The sequence below is a fragment of the Neokomagataea tanensis genome (assembly GCF_006542335.1).
In the GTDB taxonomy this organism is placed as follows: domain Bacteria; phylum Pseudomonadota; class Alphaproteobacteria; order Acetobacterales; family Acetobacteraceae; genus Gluconobacter; species Gluconobacter tanensis.
In genome coordinates this window covers 63119-86018 of sequence record NZ_CP032485.1, presented here as the reverse complement: position 1 = coordinate 86018, position 22900 = coordinate 63119, and the positions used below count along the sequence as shown (strand labels likewise).

At 52.6% G+C, this 22900-nt stretch carries 18 protein-coding genes and 2 pseudogenes; 11 read left to right on the top strand and 9 right to left on the bottom strand.

Annotated features, from left to right (window positions below):
• Positions 1 to 2: 2 nt before the first annotated feature.
• From recO to parC, 3 genes are all read left to right on the top strand, one after another.
• Positions 3 to 791, top strand: a complete 789-nt coding sequence (gene recO / locus D5366_RS00385; protein ID WP_240775275.1) for a DNA repair protein RecO — start codon at positions 3 to 5, stop codon at positions 789 to 791.
• An 82-nt stretch (positions 792 to 873) separates the two neighbouring features.
• Positions 874 to 1554, top strand: a complete 681-nt coding sequence (locus tag D5366_RS00380) for a hypothetical protein (protein WP_141491813.1) — start codon at positions 874 to 876, stop codon at positions 1552 to 1554.
• A gap of 134 nt (positions 1555 to 1688) precedes the next feature.
• The gene (gene parC / locus D5366_RS00375; protein ID WP_141491812.1) at positions 1689 to 3896 is read left to right on the top strand and encodes a DNA topoisomerase IV subunit A; all 2208 of its coding nucleotides are present in this window, start codon (positions 1689 to 1691) and stop codon (positions 3894 to 3896) included.
• Between the two features lie 3 nt (positions 3897 to 3899).
• On the opposite strand, the gene D5366_RS00370 is transcribed toward parC, so the two are convergent.
• Positions 3900 to 4616 (bottom strand): arginyltransferase, encoded by a 717-nt coding sequence (locus D5366_RS00370; RefSeq protein WP_205839590.1) that lies wholly within the window; start codon positions 4614 to 4616, stop codon positions 3900 to 3902.
• A gap of 127 nt (positions 4617 to 4743) precedes the next feature.
• Between D5366_RS00370 and cls the strand changes: the two genes are divergently transcribed.
• Positions 4744 to 6168: a cardiolipin synthase gene (gene cls, locus D5366_RS00365; protein ID WP_141491810.1), complete on the top strand. Its 1425-nt coding sequence runs from the start codon at positions 4744 to 4746 to the stop codon at positions 6166 to 6168.
• 2 nt (positions 6169 to 6170) lie between these two features.
• Here the strand turns inward: cls and D5366_RS00360 are convergent, their stop codons facing one another.
• On the bottom strand, positions 6171 to 6809 hold the full coding sequence (locus tag D5366_RS00360) for an endonuclease/exonuclease/phosphatase family protein (protein WP_141491809.1): 639 nt from the start codon (positions 6807 to 6809) through the stop codon (positions 6171 to 6173).
• Positions 6806 to 7894 carry an AI-2E family transporter gene (locus D5366_RS00355; RefSeq protein WP_141491808.1) on the bottom strand — a complete coding sequence of 363 codons (1089 nt, stop codon included), beginning with the start codon at positions 7892 to 7894 and terminating at the stop codon, positions 6806 to 6808. The genes D5366_RS00360 and D5366_RS00355 overlap by 4 nt, the downstream gene beginning before the upstream one ends.
• A 153-nt stretch (positions 7895 to 8047) precedes the next feature.
• Here D5366_RS00355 and D5366_RS00350 point away from each other — a divergent pair, with 153 nt between their 5' ends.
• Both D5366_RS00350 and metC read left to right on the top strand, forming a co-directional pair.
• Positions 8048 to 8878: a sulfurtransferase gene (locus D5366_RS00350; protein WP_141491807.1), complete on the top strand. Its 831-nt coding sequence runs from the start codon at positions 8048 to 8050 to the stop codon at positions 8876 to 8878.
• A pseudogene (gene metC, locus D5366_RS00345) lies at positions 8878 to 10094 on the top strand (cystathionine beta-lyase). Before D5366_RS00350 ends, metC begins: the two are co-directional and overlap by 1 nt.
• Positions 10095 to 10101: 7 nt before the next feature.
• Here the strand turns inward: metC and D5366_RS00340 are convergent.
• The 3 genes from D5366_RS00340 to D5366_RS00330 form a co-directional block, all read right to left on the bottom strand.
• Positions 10102 to 11601 carry a YifB family Mg chelatase-like AAA ATPase gene (locus D5366_RS00340; RefSeq protein ID WP_141491806.1) on the bottom strand — a complete coding sequence of 500 codons (1500 nt, stop codon included), beginning with the start codon at positions 11599 to 11601 and terminating at the stop codon, positions 10102 to 10104.
• Between the two features lie 36 nt (positions 11602 to 11637).
• Positions 11638 to 12885 carry a phosphoglycerate dehydrogenase gene (gene serA / locus D5366_RS00335; RefSeq protein WP_141491805.1) on the bottom strand — a complete coding sequence of 416 codons (1248 nt, stop codon included), beginning with the start codon at positions 12883 to 12885 and terminating at the stop codon, positions 11638 to 11640.
• Between the two features lie 104 nt (positions 12886 to 12989).
• A complete protein-coding gene (locus D5366_RS00330; protein WP_170211021.1) occupies positions 12990 to 13802 on the bottom strand; it encodes an inositol monophosphatase family protein in 813 nt (270 codons plus the stop codon).
• Between the two features lie 102 nt (positions 13803 to 13904).
• Here D5366_RS00330 and D5366_RS00325 point away from each other — a divergent pair, with 102 nt between their 5' ends.
• The 4 genes from D5366_RS00325 (at position 13905) to smpB (ending at position 16908) form a co-directional block, all read left to right on the top strand.
• Positions 13905 to 14639: a 3-deoxy-manno-octulosonate cytidylyltransferase gene (locus tag D5366_RS00325; protein WP_170211096.1), complete on the top strand. Its 735-nt coding sequence runs from the start codon at positions 13905 to 13907 to the stop codon at positions 14637 to 14639.
• On the top strand, positions 14630 to 15460 hold the full coding sequence (locus tag D5366_RS00320) for a prephenate dehydratase (protein WP_141491803.1): 831 nt from the start codon (positions 14630 to 14632) through the stop codon (positions 15458 to 15460). Before D5366_RS00325 ends, D5366_RS00320 begins: the two co-directional genes overlap by 10 nt.
• A gap of 70 nt (positions 15461 to 15530) precedes the next feature.
• Positions 15531 to 16409: a 4-hydroxy-tetrahydrodipicolinate synthase gene (dapA, locus tag D5366_RS00315; protein WP_141493729.1), complete on the top strand. Its 879-nt coding sequence runs from the start codon at positions 15531 to 15533 to the stop codon at positions 16407 to 16409.
• 4 nt (positions 16410 to 16413) lie between these two features.
• The gene (gene smpB, locus D5366_RS00310; protein WP_141491802.1) at positions 16414 to 16908 is read left to right on the top strand and encodes an SsrA-binding protein SmpB; all 495 of its coding nucleotides are present in this window, start codon (positions 16414 to 16416) and stop codon (positions 16906 to 16908) included.
• Between the two features lie 95 nt (positions 16909 to 17003).
• Here smpB and D5366_RS12110 read toward each other — a convergent pair whose 3' ends face one another.
• Positions 17004 to 17720: a cold-shock protein gene (locus D5366_RS12110; protein ID WP_141491801.1), complete on the bottom strand. Its 717-nt coding sequence runs from the start codon at positions 17718 to 17720 to the stop codon at positions 17004 to 17006.
• A gap of 300 nt (positions 17721 to 18020) precedes the next feature.
• Here D5366_RS12110 and D5366_RS00300 point away from each other — a divergent pair.
• Positions 18021 to 19042, top strand: a pseudogene (locus tag D5366_RS00300) (lipid A deacylase LpxR family protein).
• A 42-nt stretch (positions 19043 to 19084) separates the two neighbouring features.
• On the opposite strand, the gene D5366_RS00295 reads toward D5366_RS00300, so the two are convergent.
• Positions 19085 to 20668 (bottom strand): putative bifunctional diguanylate cyclase/phosphodiesterase, encoded by a 1584-nt coding sequence (locus D5366_RS00295; protein ID WP_141491800.1) that lies wholly within the window; start codon positions 20666 to 20668, stop codon positions 19085 to 19087.
• 69 nt (positions 20669 to 20737) lie between these two features.
• Positions 20738 to 22858: an ATP-dependent DNA helicase RecG gene (recG, locus tag D5366_RS00290; protein ID WP_240775273.1), complete on the bottom strand. Its 2121-nt coding sequence runs from the start codon at positions 22856 to 22858 to the stop codon at positions 20738 to 20740.
• Between the last annotated feature and the right edge of the window lie 42 nt (positions 22859 to 22900).

Genomic DNA, 22900 nt, shown 5'->3' with positions numbered 1-22900 from the left:
GCATGTTTATCATGCAGGGGCTTTTTTTGTGTGTAATGGGGGTGTGGGTGCAGGAGTGGCAAGAAGCTGGGATTGTGCTCTCTGTCCGTCCATATGGTGAGGGAAGTATCCTTGCGCATATTTTTACGGAAGAGCATGGCGTTGTTAGCGGTATTGTTCGAGGTGGGGGAGCGCGGCGGAACATTGCCATGTGGCAGGTTGGTAATTTGCTTCTGGTTCAATGGAAAGCGCGCTTAACAGGGCAGTTAGGGTCTATCACTGGCGAATTGGTTCAAAGCACAGCTGCTCGTTGTCTGGAATACCCTCTTGCACTAGCTATTTTGAGTAGTGCCTGCGGGGTAGCGGATGGAGGGCTCCCTCGCGACGAGGCGTATCCTGAAATTTTTATGGGTTTGGTACGTTTGTTGACCTTGGTCAATATTGCTCCTGATCCTCCGCCAATGGCTGCTTACTTACGGTGGGAGGCAGATTTACTCCGCGCCGTAGGATACGGCATGGATTTGCGTTTTTGTGCTGTAACGGGGGAGGCTCAAAACTTGAGGTATGTATCGCCTAAAACGGGAAGGGCGGTATCAAGTGAAGGAGCCGGTGATTGGGCTAGTAGGTTATTAACACTTCCACAATTATTTGTAGATTTCGATAATGATGGCTGTGATGAAGATTGGATAAATGGGCTAAATTTGAATGAGTTTTTTTTGTCAAAATGGGTATTCGGAGGAATAAATAAAGATATTCCATTTTTTAGAGTTAATTTGAAAAATACTTTAGTTAATATTTATAGTAAAAAATGAATGTATATTTAAAATGGCACGAAACAATAAGCTGCTAATGACGTTACCACGATAGGTGGTATACTTACATGGGCAGATAGTCATGAGCTATTTTGATGATAGAATAAAAAATAGTAGTAGTAAATATAATTCTGTATACAGTTTGGTAAATGTTAAATACGATGCTGTGCCGTCAATCGAATACAAAGCAAATATGAAGCCTTCGTTGGATATAACAAGTCACAAAATAGAAAAAGTAGGAAATGATAATTTAGGAATTTCTTCAATCAAATCGTTGCTACATCGTTTAGAGCCACCTAAAGGGGTTGCGCAACGTATTGAAAGTACTTCTATTTCTCCACAAAATGGTAATTTGAATGTTCGTCTTGTTACAGATGCTGGATTGGAAATCCGTTCGCTTCGGACAGATGGGAATTTTATCTTCTTTATGGTTCCAGAAGCGGCTCAATCCGTAAAAATTGTTCCAACAGCACAAGTTTTTCCAGAAGAAATAATGTCCTGCGCAAGTATATCGATCGGAAAAATTATCGTTTTTTGTAACCGTGTCAGGCAAGACTATAATGTTCATTTAAAAAACAAATCTTTGGAGGGGTGGGCAGAGATTGTCGACCCAGAAATACGCAGAACAAAGGGAGAGGCTGTGCTTCCGTTGCAGAATTATAACAAAAAGAAAAGGCCCTTACTGATCGCTATTGAGATAATGGGAGACTTTAACTTCCTACACGATGAGAATACGCAGTACCTTGCCCAGCTGACGACTTGAAAATTTTCCGTTTGTGGCGGCCGCAGAGTGAATGACCCCTATTTTTGGCTGTGTTCTGTCCGGGAATGATGTGAAGCGCTGGACAGGAGGGGGGCGCAATGTCTAAGTCCTGCACAGAAGACTAAGGAGTGGACATGGGCACGGATCTGGCGGGTCACATTGAAGATACGCGTTTCGCAGAAGCGTTGAGCGAGCGGTACATCGCCTATGCTATGTCCACGATCATGTCGCGATCACTGCCTGATGTTCGTGATGGTTTGAAGCCGGTGCACCGGCGCTTGTTGTATGCAATGCAGCAGCTGCGCCTCGATCCATCATCTGGCTTCAAAAAATGCGCCCGTGTCGTGGGTGACGTTATCGGTAAATTCCATCCGCATGGTGATGCGTCGGTTTATGATGCGCTTGTTCGCCTCGCGCAGGATTTTGCTGTACGTTATCCACTGGTGGAGGGGCAGGGAAATTTTGGTTCTGTTGACGGCGATGGCGCTGCGGCAATGCGGTATACCGAGAGCCGCCTGACAGAGGTTGCTTGGACGCTTCTCGACGGTTTGGCGGATGACGCGGTCGATTTCAGGGCCACTTATGATAACGAAGACCATGAACCCATTGTCCTGCCGGGCACTTTCCCAAATTTGCTAGCAAATGGTGCAGCGGGCATTGCTGTGGGCATGGCAACAAGCATTCCACCGCATAATGCAGCTGAGGTTTGCCAAGCAGCGAAATATCTTATCGAAAAGCCAGATGCAGAAATAGCAGAACTGGTTGCCTTGATGCCTGGGCCGGACTTCCCCACGGGGGGGATTTTGGTAGAAGATCAGGACGCTATTGTCAGGGCCTATGAAACAGGCCGGGGAAGTTTTCGCACGCGTGCGCGTTGGTCCGTGGAGCAAGGGCGCTTCGGGACTTGGACAATAGTTGTCACGGAGATTCCATATCAGGTCCAAAAATCGCGCTTGATCGAACAGATCGCCGAGCAAATGGACCAACGCAAATTACCCTTGCTCGGGGATGTTAGGGACGAGAGCACGACGGATATTCGGCTTGTTCTGGAGCCAAAGAACAAGACAGTCGATCCTGATATTCTTATGGAGACGCTGTTTCGTAACACGGCGCTGGAAAATCGCTTTAGCCTCAACATGAATGTTTTGGGTGGTGATCGGGTTCCGGCTGTTTTATCTCTCAAGCAGGTTCTGCGCGCGTGGTTGGACCATGTGCATGAAGTTCTTGTGCGCAGGTCAAATCACCGTCTTGCAGCAGTTATGCGCCGTTTGGAAATCCTTGAGGGATTTTTGGCCGTATACCTTAATCTGGATGAAGTTATTCGGATAATCCGGGAGGAGGATGAGCCAAAATCGTCTTTGATGGCAACATTTAGCCTGACGGATATTCAGGCAGAAGCAGTGTTAAACATGCGCCTGCGTTCGTTGCGCCGCTTGGAGGAAATGGAAATCCGCCGCGAGCGAGACAAGTTGGACGATGAACGACGCTCACTCGAAACGCTGCTCGGTTCGGAAAAGCGACGTTGGACACGTATTGGCCGCGATTTGGATGCGACTATCAAAAAGTTTGGCGCTGGCCCGCTGGGTGACAGGCGGACTACTATTTCTGAACCCCCTGAGGTCATTGATCTTTCGGTGGCGCTTGAGGTCGATCGTGAACCGTTAACAGTTTTGCTGTCTCGTGAAGGTTGGATACGTGCGATGAAGGGGCATAATCTTGACCCTGCGGGTCATCGCTTCAAGGAGGGCGACGATGCGGGGCTGAGCGTTGAATGCCAGACAACGGATCGCCTTTGTCTTGTTGCTTCAGGAGGCAAGGCTTTTACCCTTAAAGCGGCTGATTTGCCGCGAGGTCGTGGTTTTGGTCAGCCTGTACGCACATTGGTTGATATCCCTCAGGAAGATAAAACCATCGCTCTTTTCATGGTCAGGGAAGATGGGCGCCGGGTTATTGCTTCTGCTCAAGGGCGTGGAATGGTCGTTGCTGATGCGACGATGGTCGCAGAGAAGCGCACTGGAAAGCAGGTCTTTAATATAAAACCCGGTGAGACAGTTTTTGCGTGTTTGGATGCCGTGGGCACTCATGTTCTGACACTAGGCGATAATAAGCGGGCTTTAATTTTCCCGATGGATCAATTGCCTGAAATGACGCGCGGCGCTGGTGTGGCGCTTCAAAAATTGGGTGAATTTACGCTTCGCGATATCAGAATTTTCACCATGGCAGACGGCTTGGTCTGGCAGGAGGGCCAGCGCGCACGAAGCGCATCTGACCTTTCTGTATGGGAAGCTAGGAGAGGAGCTTTAGGCAAGGCTGCCCCTCAATGGATGTTGCGAAAAGGCTGAGGGTTAGGGCACTGGAGGCAAAGGCCCCCAATGCCCGTTATGAAACACCTCTGCGGGCTCAAAGCGTGCTTTATAAGCCATTTTTGGGCTGCCCGGCACGTAATAGCCAAGGTACAGTTGAGGCAGCTTTATAAGTTTGGCGTAATGTATCAGCCATAATATTGAATACGTGCCCCATGAATCCGCTTTCGAGGTGGGGTTGTAAAATGTGTACACAGCGGACAAGCCATCAGATAACGCATCAATGAGGCTGACGCAGACAAGCTCGTCATAGGTGGTTCGAAACTCCACGACGTAGGTTGGTATGGGTGTATGTGCAATCATCGCGGAATAATCATCCCAAGACATACTGACCATTTCACCATCAGCGTGGCGGGCGGTCTGATATATTTGGAACAAGTTGAACTGTTCTTCCGTTGGGATGGGAGGGTGAAGTGTGACAGAGATATCGGAGTGTCGGCGGAAGAGTTTTTGTTGCGTGCGGTTCGGTTGAAAGTGCTTAACTGGTATGCGCAGAGACATACAGGCCCGGCAATTAGCGCAGGCTGGTGTGTAGGCCATTGAGTGACTGCGTCGGAAGCCGGCTAAAGCGAGCCTGTCATGAAGCAAGTCTGCGTCAGGACCGCCGAGGGCTGTGATCAATTTGCGCTCAAGGCGACCGGGAAGGTACGGGCAAGGCGCAGGGTCCGTGGTATAAAAGAGCTGCGGCCTGTGCTGCACGTATCTTCTGTCCTTTTGCCGATGATGTGTCATGTTAGCGTAATATAAGGCCAAGTGCATTCTCATTCTTGCTCAATTAAATTGCAGTTTCTTGCTGTGTATCTTGGGCTAAACAGATGGAGCTTAAATGAACCACTGGACTACTGTTCGCGAGTGGTTGAGCCATGCCTATAGCGTTCTGCGTTGGGTGCTACCCATTGCGGTAACGGTGCACGCTTTGCGGCGGAAACAAGATACAGCGGCTTGCACGGGTTGGATTGGTGTTTGCTGGATAGCACCGGTCATCGGTACGGTTTTATATCTTATGTTTGGTATTAACCGCGTGCAGCGTAGGGCACGGAAATTAGTGGATGAGCATGCTTGGAGCGGACGCGAAACGCTCGGGCAGTATCGCCATGCCGCACAGGGAAATATGGCGCATTTGGCTAGAATGCTTGGGCGTCTGACAGAGCGGCCCCTCATGCGCGGGAATAGTTTGCAGGTTCTGCATGATGGAGATTACGCCTATCCGGTTATGCTGGAGGCTATTAGGCACGCCCAAAGCTCCGTTGTTTTGTGTTCCTATATTTTCCGAAACGACCGTGTTGGGCAGGACTTCGTCGCTGAGCTTGTCAGGGCTAAAGCGCGGGGCGTTAGTATTCGGGTTTTGGTAGACGGGATCGGAAGCGGTTATTTCAGGTGCGGTGTAAAACGTGCCCTGCGCCGGGCTGGCATTCCGTGTCGGCGGTTTATGCATTCTGTTTGGCCATGGAGAATGCCTTTTATTAACCTTAGAAACCACCGTAAAATTCTTATCGTCGATGGGCGGTATGGCTTTATGGGTGGTTTGAATATTGGCGCAGAAAATCTTTTAAAATCAAAGGTAAAATCACCAGTAGCTGATACGCATTTTGCGGTTCAGGGGCCTGTCGTACGCCAGTTGGCGGAGGCCTTTGCACGGGACTGGTCATTTACCACAGGCGAAGAACTGCATGGAGCAATATTCTTCCCGCAGTTAACGCCTCAGGGCGATATGCCGATGCGAGTTGTCACGTCGGGCCCGGATGCTGACTTGGAAAAGATCGAGTATGGCATGCTACAGGCTATCACGCTGGCTCGGCACAGCGTGCGATTGATGACGCCGTATTTTGTGCCTGATGATCGGTTTTCAACCGTTCTGACGCTCGCGGCACTGCGGGGTGTCCATGTGGATGTCGTGGTCCCAAGCAGTAGTAACCATGTCTTAATTGACTACGCGCGTGATGCAAGTATGCGTCCGTTTTTAGATGCGGGCTGTAGAATATGGATGGCTGCTCCACCGTTTAACCATTCAAAACTTATGGTTGTGGACGACGAATGGAGTTTTGTGGGAAGTACGAATTTGGACGTACGGTCTTTGAGGCTGAACTTTGAAATCAATCTTGAAGTATATGACACGGCCGTTGCGCAAGACTTGGCTGCGTTTATTGACAGCCGTACCCGGCGGAGGTTGACGCACCACGATCTGGACCGGCGCCCTTTATGGGCACAGTTGCGGAACTCGGCTTTAAGGTTATTGATGCCGTATCTGTAGGGCTAAGATGAGTGTAGCCGCAGAGTGAGGCATATAGGGCGATGATCTGAGCCAAACCGCGGCAGGGCTTTTGCTTCCATGCGAGAAAAGCCTTTTGCGAGACAGCGGTCAAGGCGCAAGGGGAGCCTGTTGAGCATGTGGTGGGTGCGCTCACGCGGGCCAATATCTTGAAAGCCGGGAAGAAATACTGGGCCGACGATGTTGAAGTCACCGATAATCAGGGCATGTTTTGGTAGGCTGTCGGCTGTTGTTTTTAGCTGCCGCCGATTGAGCAACTGCCCGTGCGAAAGATGAACATTTGCGACTGAAAAATTTTTAAAATCAATTATTTGTGCGTTTCTTTTAACAATTACACCGCGTGGCAGCTGGCACAGAGTTGGCTTTTGGTGGCTTGGCAGGCGGCTCCAATATGCCGTCCCATGAGTGCGCCCAGGCAAAGGGGTACGATGATATTCCCCGCCCAGTTCGTCTTGGATCATATCCAGCTCGGGGCGTGCTTCCTGGAACGTGACGATGTCTGGGTCTTCGGATCGGATTAATGTTAGTACGTCTGTGAGTGTAGCTCCGTTTGTGTGCAACAAATTCCAGCTGATAATTTTGATGACATCGCCGGTCAGGAGTGGGTTTGCCGGAATGCTCATAAAGACGTGTCCGTTTTTTTGTCTGGAGTGAAGGCTAGTCGCGCGGTGTTGGCGGATGAGGGGTGAGCAAAGCGGCTGATTAGTGTGTAGCCTACGGCCAAAAGAACCGGACCTAAGAAAATACCCAGTCCACCAAGGGCAATAACCCCACCAAGCACTCCGATGACCGTAAGAAGATAGGGGAGTTGTGCGCCACGCGCGATAAACGCCGGGCGAATAAGATGGTCCGCGCCAGAGATGATGAGTACGCCCCAGGCCAGAAGGAATATCCCACCGCCAAAGTGGTGCGTAGCCATAAGCCAGAGTGCTGCGGGTACCCAGATGATTGGTGCACCAACCGGAAAGACCGCAATAAATGCCGCAATACCGCCCATGAGCACTGGAGCCGGTACGCCGCTGAGCATAAAGCCAATGCCCGTCAAGATACCTTGGATAATGGCCGTACCGAGAACGCCATAGACTGTGCCGCGAACTGTTCTGCCTATCATGCTGATAAGGTGAGGAGCAGCAACAGGCCCTGCGATACGATACGTCAGGGCTGTGATTGTGTGGCCGAGTGCATCACCGCTGAGCCAGAGAAAAAAGGCGATGAACAGCGCCATGACCAGTTCGACCAAGCCGCCGGTAAGTTTGACGAGTATCGTTAATGTAATATGGGCGATCTGGCCAAAATAGGGGCGTAGGATTTCTGTTAACGCACCGACATCGTGACTCAGTCGGGTCCACAGTTCAGTCAGGCGCGGGCCGATGACCGGTGTGCGTGTCATCCAGCTTGGTGGAGGGCTGGAAGAGGCCGTGTGACGAAGAAAATGATCTAAGCCAGCCAAAAGGGAGGGTAAGTCGCTTAGTCCGGCTGAGGTGAGGATTGTGAGAGGTATGATAATTGCGACGGCGCTAATAACCATCATAAAAATTGAAGCTAGAAGAGGACGAATATAAAGGCAGAGCCGTCTATAAACCGGCCATGTCGTAAAAGTCAGAATGGCAGCCCAAAGAATTGCTGATAAAAAAGGCCATAGAATAATTCCGCAACCATAGGCGATGCCAACAATGACGCAGGCGAGAATGATCCGTTCTGTTTTCATGCGGGTCTCTAGCCTTGTGCGGTGAGGTAGAAAAATTGAAGCGGCTTTACAGAAAGTCTATTCTGGCACGCTCTGGCATTTAGCGCATCCCTTGACCCTGAGGTTATTATGCAGGTCAGATACGGTGTTTTGTGAAGATGAAAGATTTGTCTCATGCCGCACCGCATTGTGATTCAGCCGAGTGAATTACCCGACGATTATGTGCCTCTCGATGCAAGCATTTTACTGCCGGGGCAGAAGGGTGACTTCGATGCAGAGTTTCGGAAATCTGCTTTGCCCGGTGCGCGGCGCTTCGATATTGATCTGTTTTCTGATCCGAACAGTCCACTGCCGCATACCATACCCGGTGCGGCGCGTTTCGCCGCGTTGATGGGTGCACTCGGCTTAGAGAACAATACGCCATTAGTATTTTACGATCGCTCTGGTTCTGTCGGGGCGGCGCGTGGCTGGTGGCTGACGCAACTCTTTGGCCATCAAGGGCCTGTCTATGTTTTGGACGGTGGGCTCGAGTTGTGGCGCGCCGAAGGCGGGGTGCCTGAACCGGGAACTGATGCGACTGATGCAAAACACTACCAGACATGTCCGTCCTATCGTTTTCTTGCTGGGAGCGGGGATGTGCTGTCGGCTTTGAGTTCACCTGAGTGTACTGCTGTTGTCGACGTTCGGGCTTCTGGGCGTTTCCGTGGGGCTCAACCCGAGCCAAGGCCGGGGGTTCGTGCGGGACATATGCCGGGAGCTATTAATATCGAGTGGCAATATCTGTATGATTCTTCTGGTTGTTTTGTAGAAGTTGAACGTTTGAAAGAGCTTTTAGCTCCCGCGCAAGACAAAGCAATTATCGCCAGTTGCGGATCAGGTTTGACAGCAGCCACTCTGGTATTGGCGGCACGCCTTATCGGAATTGAAGAAGTCGCATTGTACGATGGGTCATGGGCAGAGTGGGGCAGTGTCGCAGATTTGCCTGTTGAGAAAGACGCAGAATGATGAATGACGTAACGGATAAGCACCTCACAGCAGGCTGGCACAGAATGGCTACGACCCTTGTGCAAGGTGGCCGAGCTGAAGCTGAAGACGGGGGAACATTAGTAAACTTGCCCGTAGAGCGCGGGTCTACGGTGTTGTTTCCGAGCATTGAGGCCATGAACCGTCAGGATGGGCGTAGCCATGCTCATAAAACGGTGTATGGGGCGATGGGGAATCCAACGCAGCATGAGTTAGAAAAATTTATCGCTGTGCTTGAGGGGGGAAGCCACACGCAAATTGTGAATTCCGGTTTGAGTGCATGCACGACGGCCCTTTTGGGTTTTCTAAAGCAGGGAGATCATCTGCTTTTACCGGATTCGGTTTACGGACCGACGCGACGCTTTGCAGAAACCATGCTGCGCCGCATGGGGGTAGAAACCACCTATTACGCACCGATGGCATCGCGGGAAGACGTTGAAGCGCAGGTGCAGACAAATACGCGCATTATCTTTGTGGAAAGCCCCGGCAGTCACACATTTGAAGTGCAAGATGTCCCGATGCTGTCGGATGTGGCCAAGCAGGTTGGCGCGTTATGCTTTTTGGATAACACATGGGGTTTTGGTATTTTTCAACCCTTCGAACATGGTGTGGATGTCTCAATTCAGGCGCTGTCAAAATATCCTAGTGGCCATGCTGACGTTATTATGGGTTCGATAACTGTCAACGATGCTGCTCATTGGAAGGTTTTGCGCGATGCGTCCATTCAGCTGGGGCAGTGCGCCAGCCCGGATGATTGCTGGTTAGTACTTCGCGGGCTGCGCACGATTGGTGTCCGAATGGTGCATCAAAGCCAAAATGCTTACGCGCTTGCGGCATGGTTGAAAACGCGGCCTGAAGTTGCGCGGGTTTTACATCCGGCATTTGAAGATTGTCCGGGACACAGCTTCTGGAAACGGGATTTTCAAGGGGCTAACGGTTTGTTCGGGGTGGAATTGCATCCTGAGATTAAAATGTCTGCCGTTGAGAGCATGTTGGACGAGCTACGCTTCTTTGGCATTGGTGCGTCTTGGGGGGGTACGAAAGTCTCGTTTTGCCCACCACTGGTCATGTCCGGCGTTCGGCAGAAAATGGGCCGGTTGCCCCGACATTTAGGGTCCATGTTGGCTTGGAAAGCTTGGAAGATTTGAAAATCGACCTTGCGCGAGGATTGGATAGTTTAAACTACCCTAAAGTTTAGGCGTATTTTACCGTCGACGGAAGCTGAGAGCTTCCGTCACGTGGTGCCGCTGCACTTCCTTCGTGCCTTCTAAATCTGCGATGGTTCTGCTCACGCGCATAAGGCGCGTCATGCCGCGATTGGAGAGACTTAAACGTTCCGCGGCGTGTTCGATAACTGACCGGGCGTCGTCATCGATAAAGAAACTGTCCGGGTTGCTGTGGGCGTTCGTATCTTTCTGGCGCATGGTTTGGCGTTTGCGCGCTGCTTGCACGCGCGGACGAACAGCGGCGCTGGACTCGCCGTCAGGCAGGCGGCTCATTACAGCAGGGGGAAGCGGGTCGATTGTGACAAACAAATCGATACGGTCCATCATGGGGCCGGAAATGCGGTTTGTGTATTCATCGCCGCAACGTGGCGCTTTGCGGCAGCTTTGTCTGGGATCGCCCATATAGCCGCAGCGGCACGGGTTCATGGCGGCAATGAGTTGAAAGCGCGCCGGATAGGTCGCGTGGTGGGCAGCGCGTGAAATCGTAACGCTGCCGGTCTCGAGCGGTTGACGCAAAGCTTCAAGGCTGTTGCGGGCAAACTCGGGGAGTTCGTCCAAAAACAGTACTCCGTGATGAGAAAGACTTACCTCGCCCGGTCGCGCTTTTGCCCCTCCGCCGATTAAAGCCGCGAGGCTGGCGCTGTGATGCGGGGCTCTGTAGGGAGGACGAACAATCAGTTGTCCGCCTTCTAGCATTCCCGAGGCGCTGTAAATGCGGCTGGTTTCGAGTGTTTCTTCGGGAGTAAGGTGGGGTAAAATGCTTGGAAGACATGCTGCAAGCATAGATTTTCCTGTGCCTGGAGGTCCGCTCAATAAGATGGAATGCCCACCCGCAGCGGCGATTTCGAGCGCACGCCGCCCTAGGGGCATACCTTTCACAAATGCGAGATCTGCTCCGTAATCTATAACGTGTTGTTCAGTCGGAAGTGTTGTTGGTAAGACCTGCTCTCCGCGGAAATGAGCGATGAGGGCGGCCAGTGTTTGTGGGGCTAGAATATCGTGCGAGGAGTTGCCCCATCGAGCCTCAGATGCTTGGGACGCTGGGCAGATAAGGCCTATTTCGTGCTCAGCAGCACCAAGGGAGGCGGAGAGTATGCTTTGAACGGCGTTCAGGCGGCCGTCGAGCGACAACTCTCCAACGGCGGCATATTCCGATAGGGCTTCTGCGTCGAGCAGGCCCATTGCAATCAGGAGACCGACCGCAATAGGGACATCAAAATGCGCGCCCTCCTTTAGCAGATTGGCTGGGGTAAGGTTAACCAGAATGCGTTTTGGCGGGAGAGAAAGGCCCATGGCGCTCAGGGCTGCTTTGACGCGCTCTCGCGCCTCCCCGACAGCTTTGTCTGCGAGGCCGACAAATAAAAAAGCAGGGAGGCCGCTCGAAATCTGTACTTCGACAGTAACGGGCACGGCATGAATGCCGCTGAAGGTAAAGCTCTGGACGCGTGCTAGTGCAGGTGCGGGTAAAGGGGCGCTCATAATGGCTAGTGTGACCTAGCCATTATGAGGAAAGAGTTAACGCTGGTAGATTAGGCGGGCACGTAATGTGCCATCGAGTGCGCGCAGGCCATCAAGCAAACGGTGATCCTGCTCATGGCTTGCGGATTCAGCCTCAACAACGACGTAACCCAGCTCCCCATCTGTTTGGAGATATTGCGCGGTTACATTGGTGTTTTCTGCTGCGAACAACTCGTTGATCTGGCGCATAATGCCTGGACGATTGGCATGTAAATGCATGAAGCGTGTGCCGCGTGGTCGCTCGGGGAGCTGAACACCGGGGAAGTTTACAGCTCCAATGGTTGAGCCGACGTCAGAATAGTCTGCGAGCTTAACAGCTACTTCAACACCAATGCGTTCTTGTGCTTCCATAGTTGAGCCGCCGACATGCGGTGTCAGGAGCACGTTATCCAACCCTTGTAGAGGGGAGGTAAAGCGTTCGTTAGAGCCTTTTGGCTCGACAGGGAAGACGTCAATGGCCGCTCCCATCAGGTGGCCATCTTTGAGGGCTGCAGTAAGGGCATCAAGGTCCACGACCTTACCGCGTGCGTTATTGATCAGGATGCTGTTGGGCTTCATCGCCCGGATCTCAGCTTCACCGATCAGGTTGTTTGTCTCAGGTGTCTGTGGGACGTGCAGTGTCACGACATCGGACTGGCTAAGAAGCCCTTCAAGAGTAGGGACAGCAATGGCGTTGCCGTGTGGCAAGCACGGCATGATGTCATAATACAGCACACGCATGCCGAAGGCTTCTGCTAAAACTGAAAGCTGAGAGCCGATGGAGCCGTAGCCCACAATCCCGAGTGTTTTGCCGCGAACTTCCCATGAGTTTACGGCAGATTTTTCCCAGCCGCCGTCATGGCAGGCAACGGAGCGTGAGGGAATGCGGCGCATCAGCATTACCACTTCACCCATCACCAGTTCCGCAACGGAGCGCGTGTTGCTGTATGGCGCGTTGAAGACCGGGATGCCTGCTTCACGCGCTGCGTCTAGGTCGACTTGGTTCGTGCCGATACAAAAGCAGCCAATAGCCATGAGGCGGTCGGCACTTTCAATGACATCACGGCTGAGTTGCGTGCGGCTGCGAATACCTACCATGTGCACGCCGCGCAGAGCTTCTTTGAGGGCGTCTCCTTCAAGCGCACCTTTCAGGCGGGTGACTTGAGCGTATCCTTGCGCAGCAAGATATGAGACTGCGCTTTCGTGCACGCCTTCAAGCAGGAGGATGTTGATTTTGTCTTTGGCAAGGGAAAGCTGGTTATCCATCGCTCTGCTCCGGTCCGTCTATCATCATGTGCCGACCTATCAGCGTTAATCCGGGCGGCGGGGCATCCTGCCTAACGTATTGTGGCAGGATCGAAAAGTGCTGATTAGTTTCTGGGGGATAAGGCAGATATTAACTGTGGCAGTAATGCCGGATTACCGCAGGCGAGGACGGTGCCATCGCTCTCAAGGTGAAGAGGTGCACCTTGCCAGTCAGATATGTGGCCGCCTGCGCCTTGGATAATCGGCACGAGCGCACCCCAGTCCCAAGGTTTCATGGTGCATTCCGCTATGACGTCGATCTGCCCAAGGGCGAGCAAGCCATATGAATAGCAATCCCCGCCCCACGACGTCCGTAAAGTTTGCGCCTGCAGGTTTTTGAAGCGTGGAGTGTGTTCTGGGGTAAGCATTTCAGGGGATGTGCAGGAAAGTTCTGCTTTATTGAGTTCGGCACATATGCGTGTGCCAGCTTTGCCCGGAATATTTGCTGCTGTGAAAGTTGTCACTTGGCCTTCAACCCCGAGCCAGCGTTCGTTGGTGATGGGTTGGTCGATCAAGCCGAGCACAGGGCGGCCCTTGTAAAACAGGGATACTAAAATACCGAATGTCGGGCGCCCCGTGAGGAAAGCACGGGTTCCGTCGATTGGATCAAGAACCCACAGCCAGTCACCGTCATGGCCACTTTGCCCTGCTTCTTCGCCTAGTATGCCGTGATCTGGAAGTTGTTCCTCCAGAATATCCCGCATAGCCCGTTCCGCAGCCTTGTCTGCAATGGTGACGGGGCTGTCATCTGATTTTGCATCGGCCTGAATAGAGGTGCGAAAATAGGGGCGAATGACAGTGCGGGCGGCATCTGCGCAAGCATGCGCAACATTTATGATTGTTTCGGTAATGACGGGTTGGGTCTGGGGCGTGGTCATGCGCTCGATATACCTTGCAAAAATGGCTTCATTATCAAAAAAAAACGAGAAGGGTTCTGCCCCCAATTGACGCCGCCGCAGGTGAGCGGCATCACAGTGAGCATGAAGCCAATTATTGTTATCCCTGCTAGACTTGCCTCCACACGCCTTCCGCGCAAGCCCCTTGCTGAAATTGGTGGGCGTACCATGATCGAACAGGTCGCCTTGAGGGCGGTTGAATCCGGTTTGGGGCGCGTAGTCATCGCGGCTGCAGATCAGGAAATTATCGATGCTGTGAAGTGCGTCTCGGGTGTTGAGGCTGTATTGACCGATCCTGCTTTACCGAGTGGTTCAGATCGTGTGTATGCGGCCCTGCGTGAGATTGATCCGGCGGGGGAGCATGATGTTGTCGTCAATTTCCAAGGGGATTTACCCTCGATGGATCCTGAGGCACTGCGTTCAGTCATGGTGCCTGTCAAGCATGGCGCTTTCGACATTGGTACCTTGGTCGCTCCCATCCACTTGGACGAAGAATTGCGTGCTTCACAAATTGTAAAAGTCGCATGTTCTTTTGATGACGGGCCTGTTGCTCGCGGTGTTTATTTTTCCCGTCAGCCGATCCCGTTTGGTCCAGGTGCCCATTGGCATCATATAGGTGTTTATGCATGGCAAAGACGCGCTTTAGAGCGTTTTGTGTCCCTGCCGCCTTCGGGGTTGGAGCGCCGTGAAAGTCTTGAGCAGTTGCGTGCTTTGGAGCACGGAATAAGCATTGGCTGCGTCAAAATAGCTGAAGCCCCACGCGGTGTTGATACCGCTGAAGATTTAGCCTTCGTAAGAAAGGCATTCACATGCCAATAATTGCCTTTCAGGGTCGCCCTGGTGCGTATTCGGACTTAGCGTGTAGGCAAGCGCGTCCGGATTGGGAAACGTTGCCTTGCCCAAGTTTTGCAGCAGCGATTGAGGCTGTGCATCAAGGGCAGGCGGATGAGGCTTTGCTGGCGTGTGAGAACTCACTCGCCGGGCGTGTGCCGGAGATACATGCGCTTCTGCCTGGAGCCGGGTTGCATATTGTTGGTGAGCATTTTCACCGCGTTGAGCATTGTTTGTTGGTAGTCCCGGGCACTACGATTGACCAGGTTCGTGCTGTACATACCCACCCTGTCGCTTTGGGCCAAATTCGTAACCTCATTGCGGATTTGAAGATTGAGGGGATTCCGCAATTCGATACGGCTGGTGCCGCTGAAATGGTGGCGCAGTGGGGGCGGCCAGAGGATGCAGCCGTTGCCTCCTCCTTAGCGGGAGATTTAAACGGCCTTGAAATCCTTCGACGAAATGTTGAAGACGCAGATCACAACACAACGCGATTTTATCGTGTTGCGCAGGTACCTGACTGGCCAGACGCCACGCATGAGGGTACCCTGACCACTTTGCTGATGCGGGTTGGCAATAAGCCGGGAGCGTTGTATGCCGCCCTCGGCGGGTTTGCACGCCACGGTGTTAATATGACGCGTCTCGAGAGCTACATGCTGGGTGGATCGTTTGCAGCAACGCAGTTCTTGATGGATATTGAAGGGCATCCGGAACAGGACGCGGTGCGTTTGGCACTAAGTGAACTGGCTCAGTTGAGCGATGACTTGAAGTTGCTTGGAGTTTATCCGCGCAGCTTGGCACGCGTGTAGAAAGTACAGCGATCGTTTTAACGATTGTTGATCAGGGATGAACAGGAACAAGAGAATGGTAGGCACGCGCATGGTTCGTGGAGCGCTGACGGCTTTAGTTACGCCAATGCAGGCGGATGGCGCTGTTGATTATGCGGCTTTTGCGCGGCTGATAGAGCACCAAGTCAAAGGTGGCGCGTCTGGTGTAATTCCTGCTGGGACGACGGGAGAGAGCCCAACATTATCGCATGATGAACACCGCCGTGTGGTGGCACAATGCGTAGAGATTGTGGCTGGTCGTTTCCCTGTTATGGCGGGTGCAGGCTCAAACAGCACCTCAGAGGCTGTAGATATGGCGCGCCATGCACATTCTGTGGGTGCAGACAGCGTGTTGGTTGTGGTTCCTTACTACAACAAGCCCACGCAGGAAGGGCTTTACCGTCATTTCATGACTGTAGCTGATGCTACGCCGTTGCCGTTGTATCTGTACTGTATCCCGGGCCGTTCGATCGTTGATATTAGCCCTGAGACGATGGGGCGTTTGGCGCAACACCCTAATATCGTTGGTACAAAAGATGCGACGGCTAATATGGCGCGTCCTATTTCCGTGCGGCGTGCTGTAGGCAAGCCTTTCAATCAACTCTCTGGCGATGACAATTCCACTTTGGCCTTTATGGCTGCAGGCGGGGATGGCTGCATAAGCGTGACCTCCAACGTCGTGCCTGACCTATGCTCGCAAATGTTTGCTGCTTGGGATGAAGGGCGCTTAGCTGACGCGATTGCTTTACAGGACCGCTTGACGCCATTGCACGATGCTTTGTTTACGGAGAGCAATCCGGGGCCAGTAAAATATGCGCTTTCACGGATAGGCCTGTGCAATGCTACGCTGCGCTTGCCGCTGGTTGAGCCGCAAGAATCCACAAAGCGCATTGTTGATGCAGCTTTGCGCTCTCTCGAACTGATTGACTGAGACGATGGCAGCACCCAAAAAAAAGAGCGGTATGATTTCGCACGGTATCGCTGCGCAAAACCGTAAAGGGCGCTTCGACTACACAATTCTCGAGACTGTCGAAGCCGGATTGGTTTTAAAAGGCCCAGAGGTGAAAAGCCTTCGTTTAGGTAGAGCCACCATTACGGAAGCTTACGCAGGTGAGCGTGATGGTGAAATTTGGCTCTATAATTCGTACATTCCAGAGTACCAAGGCGGGGTCTTGTCCCGATTTGATACGCGCGCACCGCGTAAATTGCTGCTTAATCGTAAGCAGATCAGCCATTTCATAGGAGCAATAACGCGCTCAGGCGCGTCTCTCGTTCCTTTGGATATTCATTTTAATGCGCGCGGCGTTGCCAAGGTTACCCTAGGCTTGGGGCAGGGACGCAAAAAAGAAGACAAGCGCCACGCGATTGCCGAGCGTGATTGGCAACGTGATAAGGCGCGCCTCATGCGAAGTAAGGGCAGAGACTACTAAGCCCTGTTCAAAATTTAGTTACAAAAAAACGCCGCACCTTTTCAGGGCGGCGTTTTTTTTGGTGTTGGAAGGCCGAGGCCTTCCAACCTCAGGGATTAGTCAGCGTCGATAACAGCTGCTTCTGGACCCTTTTGGCCTTGAACAACCTTAACGTTGATCGTCTGGCCTTCGCTCAGCGTCTGGAGCTGTGAGCGCTCAAGAGCAGAAGCGTGAACGAAGATGTCCTTGCCACCGCTTTCTGGCGTAATGAAGCCGAAGCCCTTCGTTGCATTGTACCACTTAACAATGCCACGGGTTTCTTCTGCCATGGACAGGTCAGGTGCAGGGCGGCCTGGGCGTGCGGAAGCGCCGAAGCGAGGTGCAGCGCCACCCATTGGTGCGCGTGGGCGAGGTGCTTCAGCTGTGCTTTCGTCAACTGAAACAACTTCTGCAACCTGGCGACCCTTCGGGCCTTGGCCGATGCGGACGACGACTGTCGCGCCTGGGTTAACGCTGTTGTAACCAGCGTTGCTCAGAGCGTTAGCATGAAGGAAGATGTCGCCTGAGCCGTCTGACAGTTCAACAAAGCCGAAGCCCTTTTCTGTGTTGAACCATTTTACGCTGGAGCTGATTTCCGGGCCTGATGCAGCAACAAAGCTGTTGCCACCACCACGACGGGGGGCGCCATAGCCACCACCGGCGCTACCACCACCAAATCCACCACGGTCGCTGTAGCTAGGACGGTCATTGTAGGACGGTTGGGAGCCGAAGTCCCCGTCAAACCCGCCGCGGCGAGGGGAATTGAAGCTGCGGTCGGTTCTGTTGTTTCTCAACGGTCTAATCCCGAGATAGGGGTGCCTCGGTGGGGAGTTTCCCGCCGGGACTTGTCAATTTCAAAAAAATGAAGCGCGCGTTTCTGCGTCTTCACCTATAGCCCTAGCATGATTTTTTTGGTGTCTGCCATAGCGAAGTGCATTCTTGTGGTCCAGATGAACACTTTTTTTAGTTTGTACTGAAAATAACCTGTGGACTAGGCGTTCGTCTAAGGACATGTGATACCTAATTATAGCGCGCCCTTTATGTTGCTCATGGCATGTTTAGATGGGGTGTATTTGACCGAAATGGGGACATCAATGACACAAATAAGCCGTCGTTTTCTTGGCTTGTCGGCTGCAGCTTTTGGCTTGAGCCTTGGATTTATTGACCTTCCGACGGCATATGCAACGCCGTTACAGGACCCTTACGGTACATGGACACTTCAGGGCGAGAACGATGCTGTTTCTACTCTGAAGGGCACTTCCGATCAGTACTACACTTCAGGTTTGCGTATTAACTGGACGTCGGGGACAGATAATCTTCCCATGCCGGTTGCGAATCTAAACCGCTTCCTAATGGGCGATGGCGTACAGCGAATCAGCATTGGGTTACAGCAACTCATCTACACTCCCCATGCCACACAGATGGCGAATCCCCGCGTACGGATCGCCCCTACGCAGGATTGTTGCTGGGCACGGTTAATCTGATCAACGATACGGATCTTTCGAGAACCGTGGCGGGCGTACAGTTTGGTGTGATGGGGCCAGCGGGGCTGGGGCGTCAGGTTCAAAACGGGTTTCACAACCTAATTAGTGATACTCCTAACCAAGGTTGGTCACACCAGTTGGCCAATCAGCCTATTTTCCAAATACAGGGTGGGCGCATCTGGCGTTTGCCTATTGTTTCTGTTCATGGCTTTGGCGCTGATATCTTGCCTGCGGTGTCTGGTGCGGCCGGTAACTATCGGACCTATGCCGATTTGGCGACCACGTTCCGAATTGGCCAAGGGTTGGACAGCGACTTTGGTAACTCTACCATTGGTCCGGGGCTTGATGGAACGGATGCTTTCCGGGCAACGCGCCCGCTGGCGTGGTATTTTTATGGTGGCGTCGAAGGACAGGCGGTAGGTTACGATTCCACGCTGCAAGGCAGCACTTTCCGCCCCAATGCACCTCACGTTGAAAAAATGTGGAATGTGGGCGAAATCCACGCTGGCGTGGCTGTCATGTGGCATGGCGTGCGTATGTCTTACAGCCAGAATTGGCAAACGGCGCAGTTCAAAACACAGCGCAGCGGCCTCTTCAACTATGGTTCAGTAAAGCTCTCGGTAAAGTTTTAATCGGTTTATGCCCCTGACGGTATGAGGTCAGGGGGCGGTTTTCTATGAAAGCAGGGCAGGCTGGCCAAAAAGAAAACCCTGAGCTTCGGGGCAACCATGGCCGTCTAGGAAAGAGAGTTGCTTTTCTGTCTCGACGCCCTTAGCGCAAATGCTGAAACCGAGCATTTGCGCCATTTTTAAAATGCAGCGCATCGTGGCATTCGCCCGATCATCTTCGTAGAGCCGTTCTACGAAAACCCGATCTAACTTGAGTTGATCGATTGGATACGTACGCAGACGCTCAAGCGACGATGTGCCACTCCCAAAATCGTCAATAGCGATGCGGACACCCAACCCACGCAGGCGTGTCAGTTCTCGGCAGATTACGTGGTCGGGTGTGAAGGGGATACGCTCGGAAAGTTCAATTTGCAGGCGCTCGGGGGCCAGACCCGTGTCGTTCAAGACTTTCTCCACGATGTGGGGCAGGCGCTCGTTACCGACCCATGTTGGAGAAATATTGACGCAAACACGGTGGGGATGTGCCCATTTGCTTGCAACGGAGCATGCTTCATGCAGCGCCCATTGGTCGAGTTGTTCTATCAGGCCATTTTTTTCGGCGCTTTGAATGAAGATAGTCGGCGATATTTCGCCAAATTGTGGACGATTCCAACGAAGAAGAGCTTCTTGTCCAATAATCTTCTGTGTAGCCAGGTCAATAATTGGCATCCAGCGCAGAAAGAGAGCTTCATCAGTCGTTGCGCTGGAAAGGTCTTTCTCAAGCGTTTGAGCAAGACGATAATGCTCGGTGTAATGCAGGCTGGACCGTGTAATGTGCCCACGCCCCGACTGTTGGGCATTTGTTAATGCCGCTGTTGTTGCCAAAATAAGTTCGTCTGCGGACGAGCCGTCATGTGGGTAGAGGCCCCAGCCAATTGAAAAGGTAAAGCCGATATTATGGTCGTTGAGGACGATACACTCTGCGGTTAGGCTTTGGAGGGCGTTAATAAGCGATTGGGTGTTGGTCGACGATGTTCCGGGTGGGGTTACAACGATGAATTGCCCGCCACCAAAATTTCCTAGCACGCTATTTTCGGGCAAAATATTTTGAACACGCCTAGCAATGGCGTTCAGTACTTTGTCGGCAAGATCCCAGCCATAGTGTTGATTGATTTGCCGGAGTTGGTCGACCGCGAAGAGAATAGTACCAAAATGGCTTTTGCGCTTTTGGTAGGAAATAAGTTCAATCTGTTTCGTAATGGCTAAAAGACTGTCGGGCCTGTTCGAAAGGATCACTTGTCTCGGTGGAAGTGTGGTTTCCGCTATGACTTGTAACTCTTGCAGGCTGGAAGACATGTCACGCGTTAAAGCAGAGCCGTCGGCCGTGCGAATGATCAGGTATATCGAGTGTGTTTCAGAAAGTGTGTGGACATGAACATCGGTACTTAACTGCGGGATGTCCTGTTCAAACGAGATGGTTTGAAGTTGGCGCGTAAAAGCGCTGTTTGCGTCTTTGTGGGTGACGATATGGGTAGGGAATGTATCGCAGCTTGCGCGCACAAGTGCACAATTATGCGTTCCGACAATCCTGCTGACAATATTGAGTATCGACTGGATAAGCGCTGCTTCTTTTTGTGTGTTGATACTCATGCTTAATATTTGATCCAGTAAAAAGTTTTCCCCGCAAAAGCGGGTTATGGGGCTAGTTTTTGTCGGGCATTACCCCGAGATCAGAAGTCGTTCTGGTTTATCGCGATTAAATAAGCTTAAGAGTGTTTTTAAGTGAGGTCCACGTCCGTTTTGTAAACTCGGGTTGCGGAAAATTTCACGTTCACTGTCTTGGCGCATAGCGCGTGCGAGCGGTGCTACGCGCGGGCCATGTGCCAGCCGTAATCCCGGTAGGCCAGACTGACGATGCCCGGTGAGGTCACCCCCGCCGCGAATTTTGTAGTCTTCGTCCGCTATGACAAAACCGTCTGTCGTGTCGCGCATCAGACTGAGGCGCCGCTGGGCGCTGCCTGCTAGCGCATCATCATGCAACAAAAGGCAAAATGATTGCTTTGCTCCGCGTCCAACACGCCCGCGCAGCTGGTGCAACTGAGCCAAGCCGAAACGCTCTGCATGTTCAATCACCATGATTGAAGCGTTAGGGATGTCTACCCCGACTTCAATGACTGTAGTTGCAACGAGAAGGCGCGTTGAGCCTGCGCGAAAAGCATCAAGTGCGGCTTGGCGGACCGCGATGTCCTGCCGTCCGTGTGCGAGGCCTATGACATCTGGTCCAAAAACCTCGCACAACATGGCCCAGCGTTCTTCGGCTGCTGCGGCTGACGCGGTTTCACTATTTTCAATCAGAGGGCAAACCCAGAAAACCTGCGCTTCTGAAGCCAGTGCGCGTTGCATGGCTTTAATGATGTCTTTGAAGGCCCCCATACTGTGCAGCGTCGTACGGATAGGCTGGCGGCCTTTGGGTTTGCTGTCGAGTTTACTCACGCTCATTTCGCCCCACTCCATAAGTTGTAGGGTACGTGGAATAGGAGTGGCCGTCATGATGAGTATGTCGGTCGCATAGCCTTTGCTGCTCAGTGCCATGCGCTGCTCAACACCGAAACGGTGCTGCTCGTCAATTACGGCGAGTCCGAGATTAGCGAATTTTACGCTGCTTTGGAAAAGGGCGTGTGTACCGATGACGAGTTTGGCATCCCCACTCATAATTGCTGAAAGGGCGTGCTTTCTCGCGCTGCCCTGTACTGTGCCGCTCAGATAAACGGATGGTGCCGGGCAAAGGCGAGAGATAGTTTCGTAATGCTGGCGTGCTAATATTTCCGTGGGGGCCATGAGGGCTGCTTGGGCCCCCGATTCTACGGCCTGAAGCATGGCGTGCATGGCCACATAGGTCTTACCTGCACCCACATCCCCTTGGAGCAGGCGCATCATGGGGCTTGTTCCGGCCATATCTTCCGAAATTTCCCGTATGGCCGTTCTTTGTGCGTCGGTAGGCTTATGACCAAAGTTTTCTTCGAGTGTCTGGCGTAACACGCCAGTCCCGGGGCGGCTTAGACCGGGCCGTTCTTTAGCTTGGTGGCGTGCCAGAGCCAAGCACAGCTGGTCGGCCAAGATTTCGTCAGCTGCTAGGCGTGTTCGGGCGCGCTCCAGTGAAGCTGCCCAGGCAATAGGGTCATCTGCAGGTGATTTTTTAGGGGATTGCACGGTTCTGAGGGCCTCTGAAAAGGAAGGCCATCTGCGTTTTTTTACCAAACTGGCATCATGCCATTCCGGTAAAGCGGGCAAAAGGGCGAGGGCGCCTCTCATCGCTTTTGCAACGGTGCCCTGGAAAAGTCCGGCCGTTAAGGGCCACACAGGCTCCAAAACCGGAATTCGCCATTGCTCCTCTATTGGTACGAAATGATCAGGTGGTGTCAGCGTGAGCTGGTGGTTAAAGACGCTGAGCCGCCCTGAAACGATAAATTCTTGATCGTGGGTATCTTTAGGAATGTTGTGTTTTTGGAAAAATACGAGGTCGAGCGTACCTGTTCCATCGGAGGTGTGTAGCACCGTAGGTTGGCCTGGGCGTGAAGCGTTGCGCCGGGACAAAACGTGAACTTTGGTCGTTATAACAGAGCCTATGTCGCGTTTGGCAGCCTCTGCAATTGTCAGCGGCGCCCCCCTGTCGATGATGCGCTCTGGTAAGGTAAAGAGGAGGTCCAGTACTGTCCCGCCCGTAGCAATTTTTGCCAAAAGTTGGCTATGGCGTGGCCCAATCCCAGGAAGGCTTTCTAGTGGCGTTTGTATGGCATGAGTGAGCGCGCTGCTTTCTGGCGTAGGGGCTTCTGATGTCACGGGGGTGCTAGAGCCTTTCTAGAGCAGACAGGGGCGTAAGGC